General features: G+C 65.7%; 9 protein-coding genes. 2 read left to right on the top strand and 7 right to left on the bottom strand.

Features of this window, described 5'->3' with window-relative positions:
• Positions 1-114: 114 nt before the first annotated feature.
• The 4 genes from JHD07_RS23860 to JHD07_RS23845 all read right to left on the bottom strand — a co-directional run bounded on the left by JHD07_RS23860 (position 115) and on the right by JHD07_RS23845 (position 4,982).
• Entirely contained in the window at positions 115-1,176 is a 1,062-nt protein-coding gene (locus JHD07_RS23860; RefSeq protein WP_291626510.1) for an MBL fold metallo-hydrolase, read from the bottom strand.
• 218 nt (positions 1,177-1,394) lie between these two features.
• On the bottom strand, positions 1,395-3,551 hold the full coding sequence (locus JHD07_RS23855) for a methyl-accepting chemotaxis protein (RefSeq protein ID WP_291626508.1): 2,157 nt from the start codon (positions 3,549-3,551) through the stop codon (positions 1,395-1,397).
• Between the two features lie 160 nt (positions 3,552-3,711).
• Positions 3,712-4,437, bottom strand: coding sequence for an outer membrane beta-barrel protein (locus JHD07_RS23850; protein WP_291626514.1), 726 nt, complete (start codon positions 4,435-4,437; stop codon positions 3,712-3,714).
• Positions 4,438-4,661: 224 nt separating this feature from the next.
• Positions 4,662-4,982: a hypothetical protein gene (locus tag JHD07_RS23845; protein ID WP_291626506.1), complete on the bottom strand. Its 321-nt coding sequence runs from the start codon at positions 4,980-4,982 to the stop codon at positions 4,662-4,664.
• Between the two features lie 190 nt (positions 4,983-5,172).
• Between JHD07_RS23845 and JHD07_RS23840 the strand changes: the two genes are divergently transcribed.
• Together JHD07_RS23840 and JHD07_RS23835 are read left to right on the top strand one after the other, a co-directional pair.
• Complete coding sequence (locus JHD07_RS23840; RefSeq protein WP_291626504.1) at positions 5,173-5,466, top strand: hypothetical protein; 294 nt, start codon at positions 5,173-5,175, stop codon at positions 5,464-5,466.
• A gap of 98 nt (positions 5,467-5,564) precedes the next feature.
• Positions 5,565-5,831 (top strand): hypothetical protein, encoded by a 267-nt coding sequence (locus tag JHD07_RS23835; protein WP_291626502.1) that lies wholly within the window; start codon positions 5,565-5,567, stop codon positions 5,829-5,831.
• A gap of 18 nt (positions 5,832-5,849) precedes the next feature.
• On the opposite strand, the gene JHD07_RS23830 is transcribed toward JHD07_RS23835, so the two are convergent.
• Genes JHD07_RS23830 through JHD07_RS23820 form a run of 3 tightly spaced genes read right to left on the bottom strand, consistent with a single transcriptional unit; the run spans position 5,850 to position 9,279 of the window.
• The gene (locus JHD07_RS23830; protein ID WP_291626500.1) at positions 5,850-7,469 is read right to left on the bottom strand and encodes an ABC transporter ATP-binding protein; all 1,620 of its coding nucleotides are present in this window, start codon (positions 7,467-7,469) and stop codon (positions 5,850-5,852) included.
• A gap of 2 nt (positions 7,470-7,471) precedes the next feature.
• Entirely contained in the window at positions 7,472-8,311 is an 840-nt protein-coding gene (locus JHD07_RS23825; protein ID WP_291626497.1) for an ABC transporter permease, read from the bottom strand.
• Complete coding sequence (locus JHD07_RS23820; RefSeq protein ID WP_291626512.1) at positions 8,308-9,279, bottom strand: ABC transporter permease; 972 nt, start codon at positions 9,277-9,279, stop codon at positions 8,308-8,310. Before JHD07_RS23820 ends, JHD07_RS23825 begins: the two co-directional genes overlap by 4 nt.
• Positions 9,280-9,304: the final 25 nt, after the last annotated feature.

Raw genomic sequence — 9,304 nt, 5'->3', positions numbered from 1 at the left:
GAATATGAAGTGATGTGTTGCCACAAACTCGTCATGCCCGGGCTTGTCCCGGGCATCCACGAACTTGTGAGAGACCGTGGATGGCCGGGACAAGCCCGGCCATGACGGCGTGGCTCACGTCGTCCGGAACTGCAACACGCCGTCCTTGGTCTCCGCCGTCAGCCGGCCCTCGACGATCATGTAGTTGACGTGGGCGACAAGCTCGCCGGCGGCAAAGCCCATCTGGTGCTCGTCGAGCACGTGCTTGTTGAAGACGACGGGCACCAGCGCGCGCGAGGTTTGCGGCACCTCGCGGCAGGCTTCCGCGATCAGCCGGCAGCGCTCCTCGTGGTGGTCGGCGAGCTGCTTGATGCGGGTCTTCAGTCCATAAAACGGGACGCCGTGGCCGGGCAGCACCAGGACGTCATAGGGAAGCGTCGTGGTGAGGCTGGCGAGCGAGGCCAGATATTCGCCGAGCGAGTTCTGGTCGGGCTCGACCGCCCAGACGCTGACATTCGGCGAGATCTTGCTCAGCACCTGGTCGGCGGAGAGGAACAGCTTGTCGTCGGCGCAATACAGCATCACCTGGTCGAGCGCGTGGCCGCCGCCGGTGATCACCTTGAAGCGCCGCGTGCCGATCACGACGTCCTCGCCATGCGAGATGCGGCGGTAGGACGGCGGCAGCACCGAGACGCGCTTCAGATAGTCCTGGCCGCGGCCGAGCAGCTTTTCGGTGAGCGACTCGTCCATGCCATGGCGCCGGAAGAACAGCCGCTGCGCCTCGCGCCGCTCGTCGGTGCCGCGGTTCTGGTGGTAGACCGATTGCAGATATTCGACCTGCGACATCACCAGCGGGCAGTCGAACCGCTCGACCACCCAGCCGGCAAGCCCGACATGGTCGGGGTGGGAGTGGGTGACGATCAGGCGCGTGATGTTGATGCCCTTCAGCGGCCCGTCGAACAGCTTGGTCCAGGCCTCGATCGTCTCCTCGTTGCCGAAGCCGGCATCGATCATGGCATAGCCGTCGCCGTCGGCCAGCAGGTAGATGTTCACGTGGTTGAGGCGGAACGGCAGCTTCAGCCGCGCCCACAATATGCCGGGCCGAACCTCGACCACCTGGTCGGGGCCGGGATGCTGCTCCCAGGGATAGCGCAAGGCCTCAGCCGAGGAGGGGGCGGTGTCGTTTTTCGCGTTCATGTTATCGGCTTAAACCCGCCGAGCGCGGGGCGCCAGCCGAAAAAGGATGCGAGGCCCGGACCGCATGGCGGTCATACCGGGCCGCGTTTTTCCGCGCGCCGGTCGAAGCCCCGCAAAAAGCGCAGTCATTCCGGGGCGCGCGTGAGCGCGAACCCGGAATCCAGAAGTTGATGTGCAAGATTCCGGGTTCGCCTCTTCGAGGCGCCCCGGAATGACGATCACGCCGCCCGCATGTCGTTGAGGAACGCGTCGATTTCCCCGCGCAGCATGTCGGCCTCGCGCCGGAGCGCGTCCGAGGCGCTCAGCACTTCGCCGGCCGCCGTGCCCGCTTCGGCGGAGGCGGTGGAGACGCCGACGATGTTGCTGGAGACTTCGCTGGTGCCGCCGGCGGCATGCTGGATGTTGCGGGCGATTTCCCGCGTGGCGGCGCCCTGCTCCTCGACGGCGGCTGCGATCGTCGTGGTGACGTCGTTGATCTCGCCGATGATCCGGCCGATGCCCTGGATGGCGCCGACCGCAGAGGTCGTGACGGACTGCATGCTGGCGATCTGGGTGCGGATCTCGTCGGTCGCCTTGGCAGTCTGGCTTGCGAGGCTCTTCACCTCGGAGGCGACCACCGCGAAGCCGCGGCCGGCCTCGCCCGCGCGCGCGGCCTCGATAGTGGCGTTGAGCGCGAGCAGATTGGTCTGCGAGGCGATGGTCTGGATCAGGTCGACGACGACGCTGATGCGGCTCGCGCTGTCGGCGAGGCTCTGCACGGTGGCGTCGGTCGCGCCTGCTTCGTCGACGGCCTTCTTGGCGATCTCGGCGGAGGTCACGACCTGGCGGCTGATCTCCTGGATCGAGGAGGACAGCTGCTCGGTGCCGGCGGACACGGTCTGCACGTTGACCGAGGTCTCCTCCGCGGCGGAGGCGACCGCGTTCACCAGCGCGTTGGACTGGTCGGCGGTATTCGACATGCTCTGCGCGGTCGATTGCATCGAATTGGCCGATTGCGAGAGATTGTCGAGCGCGGAGCGCACTGTGTTCTCGAACTCGGCGATCTTCGCTTCCATGCGCGCGGCGCGCTCAGCCTTGGCGATGCGGTCCTTGTCCTGCTCGTTCGTCAGCGCACGGGTCTCGATCATGCTTTCCCGGAACACCTGCAGCGTGTTCGCCATCACCGAGATTTCGTCGTTGTGGTTCTTCGAGCGGTAGATCTCGGTTTCGAGATCGCCGTTCGCGAGCAGCTGCATCGACTGATGCAAGGCGCCGATCCGGCGCAGGATGTTGCGGCCGACATAGAGCCAGACGAACAGCGCCGAGCCGACCAGCATCAACGCGCCCATCGCCAGCATGACCGACGTCGCGAGCGAGATCTCCTGCCGTGCCTGGGAGGTCGAGGTGTTGGTTTCCTTCTGCACGCCGTCGACCAGCTGCTGCACGCTGATGCCGAGGCCGACATTGAGCTTGCGGGTCTCGTCCAGGATGGTCTGGCCGTAGTCGATGGAGTCGAGCTCCTTCTCGCGCAGATTGAACACGCCGGTCTTGCCGGTGCCGAGCGCAAGCAGCTTTTCCGCCGTCTCGCGCAGCATCTTGTTGCCCTGGTTGTCCGGCAGCAGATCGAGGTTGGAGCGCAGGCGGCCCTGAGCCGTCTTGAATTCCTTCTGGATGTCGTCGAGCTTGTCGCTCGTGTTCGCCGACAGCGCCGCGCTCATGTTGGCGGCGGCGAGATTGCCGCTGGCGACGACGTTGCCGAGTTGGCCGACGGTCTGCGCAGCCTCGGTTGCATCCGCAGCGGACAGGTCGGCCGAGCCGAGGACGGCGTTGACGCGGGTCTGCGCCTCCAGCATCGCCGGGCTTGCGGCGCCGACGAACGCGCCCTGCGCGCTGCGAAGGGCGTCATATTGCTTGTCGTGGAGGGCCGCGATATCGAGCCGCTCGCGGGCGGCTTTCGCCAGGCTCTGCGCCGCCTCGTTGATGCTCTTCATGGTGTCGCTGAGGCCGGTGACGACGCTCTTGTCGCCGCCGTGCTCGATGATCTCGTTGAGCTTCTGCTGCGTCTGCTCCTGCAATTCCCTGAGCTTCTTGGTGCGCTCGCTGAGGGCTTCCTCGCTTTGCGCCGCCAGCAGGGCAGGCCCCTGGGCCGCAAGGCTGGCGCTCAGCGCCGACAGTTGCAGGCTGGCGGCAAGACGCGGAATGTCCCGCCCGCTCAGCTCGGTGATGCGTCCGCCGAGGTTCTGCAGCGCCAGGCCGGCGCCGGCCGCGATCACGAGGCCCATCCCCGCGATCACCGCAAAGGCCGCGAACAGGCTTCCGCGCACGCCCCATTTCGGCATTCTGAAACGAGGACGGAAATGGCCAAGCAGACGGCCAGGGCCCAGACGGATCGGCATCGAAAATTCCCCCAATGTTCTTCTATTTGTGGCTGTAGTATCGGCAGCACCGGTTAAGGAATCGCAATGAGCCCAATCGGTTGTTCTTGTTCCGCAGAGCGAAAAGAAAAGGGCCGGCAACGAGGCCGGCCCTTCATCCTGATAAGATCCTGGTAACCGATCAGTAGCGCGCCATGGCCGGGCTCGCCCAGTTGAAGCGGTAGTTGACGCCGGCCTTGAAGGTATGGTCGTCGGTGGTGAAGGCGCCCGTGCCGGCGAGCGGACCGGCGGTGAAGCTCGCGTCGCCGAAATTGTAATACTGGTACTCGGCCTTGGCCGACCAGTTCGGGGCGAACATGTATTCGAGGCCGGCGCCGACGGTGTAGCCGTTGCGGTGATCGCCCGTGATGACGAAGGCGGTCGGCACGCCGCCGACGGTCACCTTCTCGTTGTTGTCCGAATAGGCGTAGCCGCCCTTCACATAGACGAGGCCGGGACCCCAGGTGTAGCCGACGCGGCCGGTGATCGAGCCGAGGCCGCGCTGGTCGTTGGTGTAGGCGATGCCGCCCGGGAATACGGCGCCGACGCTGCCGGAGAGCCAGGAATACTGGCCCTCGCCGCCGACCACGAAGTTCGGGTGGAATTGCCAGTCCCCGCCGACCTGCAAGCCGCCGAGGAAGCGGCCGTTGCCGTTGTTGCCGGTGGAGAGGCCGTTGAAATTGTTGTCGCTGGAGAACGCGCCGCCGACATGGCCGCCGACATAGAAGCCGGTCCAATTGTAGATCGGCGCGGCGTAGGCCGGCGCCGGCGTCTTGTAATAGTTGCGGTTGCCGAGATCGGCGCCGATGGCCGGCGCAGCCGCGCCCACCGCGAGCAGCGCCACGGTCGCAAACAGGATCTTCTTCATCGTCTTGAACTCCAGCACTCGATGTCCCCGGTCGGCGCGCTTTGCACGCCGCGTTGGTTTTGCAGATAGCTCGCTTTTGACGAAAATGCTGTCACATGCGTGGCACAACGACAGCCAAGCCAACTTATTGGGCGGCAATCGGTTTTCGTGCTTAATCGCGGCTTAAGAAGTGGTGAAGGAAGGCTTAACTTCGGAGCGTCCAGGTAATCTCCGCGCGCGTTTTGTTAACCGAGACGCCGACGCGCCTCATCGCGCATCTGCGCGCGGAATGCTGCGCGCTTCGCCGGCCGGTCTTCCTCGCGGACGTCATGGCGATCGAAGATGTCGAACTTCTCCAGGATAGGATAGCGCTCGCTCGCCATCGCGAGCACGCGCAGGAGCTTGGTCGCTTCGGGCGTCGGGCCGCTCACCTCCCAGCGCCGGATGGTGTCGGCGCCGCCTTTCTCCGGCAATCCGCAGAGCTTTGCCATGTCGGCCGCCGAGAGCGTCCGTTCGAGGGCATCGGACAGGTCGGCGCGGAGCTGCTTCAGTTCGGGGCCGGTCATGCTTGCTTCCAGGGAAGTCACTCTACGCAATGCACTAGCGCTGATTCGGGTCCATCCGAAGGCGGTGTAAAGCTGCCGCGCTCCGGCAACTTCGTCCGCACACGGAGTTATGAAGGGAGAACCCATGGAAATATTCCGATGCACGAACACTTGCCAACCCGGGGGGCGCGCAACGGCGAAGGTATCAGCCATGAAAACCATGAGACCCGCCATTTCCGTGCTGATCACGACGGGACTGCTCGCCTCACCATTCGCCGCTGAGGCAAAAAAGGTTCGGTCGAGCCGGCAATCCAGCACTGGCATGGTGGGGACGACCTATAGCGGTGCGGGCGCGCCGGGCGCGCCGGCCGCGCAGCCGAGGACGTCTTACGGCTCCTCCGGGCAGACGGTCGGCACGGTCACGGCCCCGTCGATCGGATCGTACAATTGGCCCTCGGTGGGCGTGACCAACTCCGTTCCGACGTGGAGCAACACCACGCGATAGAGGCGGCATCCGATATCAACTTCCTGGCAGCCTCGGCACATTTTCGTTCGCGAGGCGTTGTCGGACGAAAGATTGCACCGCATCCGAGAGGACCAAACATGACCAGAACGAAGCGCTTCCTTGCTATCCTCGCCGCGGCCGGCGCCGTGGCATCGCCATTCGCCGCCGGTGCGCAAACCTCGGGCGCACAGAACAGCACGACCGGAAGTCCGGGAGTGCCGTCCACGCAGGGCGCGCCTTACGGCTCGTCTGGGCAGACCGTCGGGACGGCGACGGCACCGTCGGTGGGGAGTTACAACCGGCCCTCGGTCGGCGTGACCAACTCGGTCCCGACCTGGCAAAACACCAATCCTCCCGCCAAGTAAGATCCGGCCGCTCGGCCTTCAGTCGGCCAGCGCGCGCTCCTGGCGTCCCGGCACCGCCGCGAGCAGTTCGCGCGTATAGGCATGTTCGGGCGCTGCGAAGAGCTGTGCAGTCGGCTTCAGCTCGACGATGACGCCGCGCTGCATCACCGCGATGCGGTCGCAGATCTGGGCCGCGACGCGCAGATCATGGGTGATGAACAGCATCGACAGGCCGAGACGCGCCTTGAGGTCTTCGAGCAGTTTCAACACCTGCGCCTGCACCGAAACGTCGAGCGCGGAGACGGCCTCGTCGGCGACGATGATCTCCGGCTCGAGCGCGAGTGCGCGGGCAATGCCGATGCGCTGGCGCTGACCGCCGGAAAATTCATGCGGATAGCGGTCGAGCGCGCCGGCATCGAGGCCGACCATCTTGAGCAGATCGCGGGCACGGTCGAATGCGACCTTCGGATCGACGCCGGCCGCGATCGGGCCGTCGGCGATGATGTGGCCGACCTTGCGGCGCGGATTGAGCGAGGCGAACGGATCCTGGAAGATCATCTGGATGCGATGACGCTCGGCGCGCAGCGCCTTGCCCGACAGAGACGTGAGATCGGTTTCGCCGATCCGCACCGTGCCGCGGTCGGCTTCGATCAGCCGCATGACGAGGCGCGCCACCGACGACTTGCCGGAGCCGGATTCGCCGACCAGGCCGAGCGTCTCGCCCGTGAGGATGTTGAAATTGACCGCGCGCGCGGCATCGACGCGGCGGTCCTGGCGAAACCAGCCGCCCGAGGTCACATAGGTCTTGTCCAGCCCGATCACCTCGACCGCCCGGGCCTGATCGTCCAGCGGCGCGCGTGCCGGCGGATCGATCGACGGCACGGCGGCCAGCAGCGCTTTGGTGTAGTCGTGCTGGGGTGCGTTGAACACGGTCGCCGCCGGCCCTTCCTCGACCACCTTGCCGTGGCGGAGCACCACGACCTGGTCGGCGATGTCGGCGACCACGCCGAAATCGTGGGTGATGAACATCACCGCCATGTTGCGGCTGCGCTGGAGATTGCGGATCAGCTTCAGGATCTGCGCCTGCGTGGTGACGTCGAGCGCGGTGGTCGGCTCGTCCGCGACCAGCACGGCGGGCTCGAGCGCCAGTGCCATCGCGATCATGGCGCGCTGGCGCTGGCCGCCGGAGAGTTGGTGCGGATAGGCGCGCACGATGCGCTCGGGGTCGGGCAGGCCGACTTCGCGTGCCAGCGACAGCGCCTTGGCGCGCCGCTCCTTCGGCGTCAGCAGCCCGTGCGCCTCGAACATCTCAGCCATCTGGTCGCCGATGCGCATCAACGGATTGAGCGCGGTCATCGGCTCCTGGAAGATCATTGCCAGGCGGCGACCGCGCAGATCGCGCCAGCCGTCGTCATCGAGCTTGAGCAGGTCGCTTCCTTCGAACTCGATCTCACCCGATGTGACCGAGACCGTATCGGGCAGCAGGCCCATCAGCGCATGCGCGCACATCGACTTGCCGGAGCCGGACTCGCCGACAACGCAGACGATCTTGCCGGGATGCAGGTCGAGCGAGACGCCGTCCACCGCAAAGGGACGCTCGGCGCCCTTGGGCAACGCGATCCGCAGATTCTTGATGGAGACGGCGGGCGGTGCGGTCATCGTCAGCGGCCCTCCCGCGACAGGCGCGGATTGAGCGCATCGTTGAGGCCTTCGCCGATCAGGTTGAGGCCGAGCACCGAGATCAGGATGGCGACGCCGGGAAACACCGTGATCCACCAGGCCTGCCGGATCACGGTGCGGCCGGCGCCGACCATGTAGCCCCAGGAGATCAGATTGGGATCGCCGAGGCCGAGGAAGGACAGCGAGGATTCCAGCAGGATCGCGGTCGCCACCATCAGCGAGGCCAGCACGATCACCGGCGACAGCGCGTTGGGAAGGATCTCGCGCAGGATGATCCAGCTATTGCTTTGGCCGGTGACGACTGCGGCCTGGACATATTCGCGCGTGCGCAGCGACAGCACCTCGCCCCGAACGAGGCGGGCCACCGGTGGCCAGCTCACGATGGCGATCGAGGCGACGATCGAATAGATCGAGGGTTGCAGGATCGCGACCAGCACGATCGCGAGCGCGAAGCTCGGAATGGTCTGGAAGAACTCGGTGAAGCGCATCAAGGCGTCGTCGACCTTGCCGCCGAAATAGCCGGCCATCGCGCCGATGGGAATGCCGACCAGCAGCGCGACCAGCGTCGAGACGAGGCCGACCAGCAGTGAGACGCGGGCGCCGAAGATCATGCCGGCGAACACGTCGCGGCCGAGCGCGTCGGTGCCGAGCGGCACGGTCCCGAGCGTGAACGGCGGCAGGAACGGCCGCTGCACCATGCGCCAGGGCGAATTCGGAAACAGCATCGGTCCGAACACCGCGACGGCGACCGCAAGCAGGAGGATGATGAGCCCGATGACGCCGCTCGGGCTCCTGAGCATCGATTTCCAGAACTGTCTCATGAGGCGAATTCGATGCGCGGATCGACCAGTCGATAGACCAGGTCGGTGATGAGGTTGAAGATCAGGACCATTGCGGAGCAGATCACGAACACGCCGAGCAGCAGATTGTAGTCGCGCTGGAGCAGGGCGTCGTACATCAGCCGGCCGATGCCGGGCCAGGCGAACACGGTCTCGGTGATGACGGCCCCGCCGATCAGCGTGCCGGAATGCACGCCGGCCAGCGTCACGACGGGAAGCAGCGCATTGCGCAGCACGTGGCGGCGCTGGATCACGGCATCCGAGAGGCCCTTGGCGCGCGCCGTCTTGACGAAGTCGAGGCGTTTCACTTCCAGCATCGAGGCGCGCGTCATGCGCGTGTAGGTCGCCATGAAGAACAGGCCGAGCGTCATCGCCGGCATGATCAGATGCTTTGCGACGTCGACCGCGTGGGCAATACCGGTGAGGTTGGCGCCGACCGTCTCGTAACCGAAGCTCGGCAGCCAATCCATGGTGACCGAAAACAGGAGGATGCCCATCAGCGCCACCCAGAAGATCGGCATGGCGTAGAAGATCAGGGCGAACACGGTGATGGCGGTGTCGAGGAAAGTTCCGGCAAAGCGCGCGGCGAAGGTGCCGAACAGGATGCCGAGCGTCAGCGAGATCGCGAACGCGGTCAGCGTCAGCAACAGCGTCGCCGGCAGCCGCTCGCCGATCAGCTTTACGACCGGCGCCTGCTGGCGGAAGGAGAAGCCGAGGTCAAGGCTGACCACGCCCTTGACGTAGAGGAACAGCTGCTCAGGCAGCGGCTTGTCGAGGCCGAACTTTTCCCTGAGCTGCTTGACGAAGACCTGGTCACTGGCCCCGGCCTCGCCGGCCATCACGACCGCGGGGTCGCCGGGCGCGAGGCGAATCAGGAAGAAATTGAGCACGACGATCGCAAGCAGGACGATCACGCCCTTGAGGACACGCTGAGCGATGAAGGAGAGCATGATCAGATGGCGATGAGATCGGGGT

The organism is Bradyrhizobium sp. (assembly GCF_016462955.1).
In the GTDB taxonomy this organism is placed as follows: Bacteria; Pseudomonadota; Alphaproteobacteria; order Rhizobiales; family Xanthobacteraceae; genus Bradyrhizobium.
The sequence above is the reverse complement of the archived record's forward strand: the minus strand, read 5'-3'. Positions and strand labels throughout refer to the sequence as shown.

Bases quoted from the DNA above. Each gene is read 5' to 3' on its own strand.
- JHD07_RS23860 (WP_291626510.1), bottom strand. From the start codon at position 1,176: ATGAACGCGAAAAACGACACCGCCCCCTCCTCGGCTGAGGCCTTGCGC.
- JHD07_RS23855 (WP_291626508.1), bottom strand. From the start codon at position 3,551: ATGCCGATCCGTCTGGGCCCTGGCCGTCTGCTTGGCCATTTCCGTCCT.
- JHD07_RS23850 (WP_291626514.1), bottom strand. From the start codon at position 4,437: ATGAAGAAGATCCTGTTTGCGACCGTGGCGCTGCTCGCGGTGGGCGCG.
- JHD07_RS23845 (WP_291626506.1), bottom strand. From the start codon at position 4,982: ATGACCGGCCCCGAACTGAAGCAGCTCCGCGCCGACCTGTCCGATGCC.
- JHD07_RS23840 (WP_291626504.1), top strand. From the start codon at position 5,173: ATGAAAACCATGAGACCCGCCATTTCCGTGCTGATCACGACGGGACTG.
- JHD07_RS23835 (WP_291626502.1), top strand. From the start codon at position 5,565: ATGACCAGAACGAAGCGCTTCCTTGCTATCCTCGCCGCGGCCGGCGCC.
- JHD07_RS23830 (WP_291626500.1), bottom strand. From the start codon at position 7,469: ATGACCGCACCGCCCGCCGTCTCCATCAAGAATCTGCGGATCGCGTTG.
- JHD07_RS23825 (WP_291626497.1), bottom strand. From the start codon at position 8,311: ATGAGACAGTTCTGGAAATCGATGCTCAGGAGCCCGAGCGGCGTCATC.
- JHD07_RS23820 (WP_291626512.1), bottom strand. From the start codon at position 9,279: ATGCTCTCCTTCATCGCTCAGCGTGTCCTCAAGGGCGTGATCGTCCTG.